The following is a 470-nucleotide window of genomic DNA, read 5'->3' on the forward strand; positions in this document are numbered from 1 at the left end:
ACCTTGCGCGAGTCTTCCAGGGCTTTGTCTGCATCCTGGCCTGCGGTCTGCAGAGAAGACTCCAGCGCCTGGGCCGCAGCCACACGCCAGTAAGCGATGCGCACATCCTGGATCAGCGTGTGTATGGCCTTGCGGCGACGCTCAGCCGCAATCTGGGCGCGATCCGCATGCTGACGAGCAGCGTAATAGCTTTGACCGAAGTCCAGCAGGCTCCAGGAGAAGCTCAGCGATGTCAGAGTCGATTCACGATCCGACGAGATATAGGGATGGGCCAGGGAAGGCGCGCCCGTGACCGAGTCCGTGCTGCGGCTGATCAGGTCCTTGTCGCGGTAGCGATAGCCTGCCGAGGCCACCAGCTTGGGCAGCATGTCGAACTTGGCAACATTGGCCGTGCCCTGCGCCACCGCCTCTTCCATGCCACGCAGACGCTGGGCTGCGTTGTATTTGATGGCCCGCGCAATCGCCTCTTC

The 470-nt window shown here is 62.6% G+C and carries 1 protein-coding gene; it reads right to left on the bottom strand.

Annotated features, from left to right (window positions below; genetic code table 11):
• On the bottom strand, positions 1 to 470 hold a 470-nt coding region (locus tag P353_RS04115; protein WP_034365726.1), incomplete at both ends, for a TolC family protein.

The organism is Comamonas testosteroni, from assembly GCF_000761245.1.
Taxonomy (GTDB): domain Bacteria; phylum Pseudomonadota; class Gammaproteobacteria; order Burkholderiales; family Burkholderiaceae_C; genus Comamonas; species Comamonas testosteroni_C.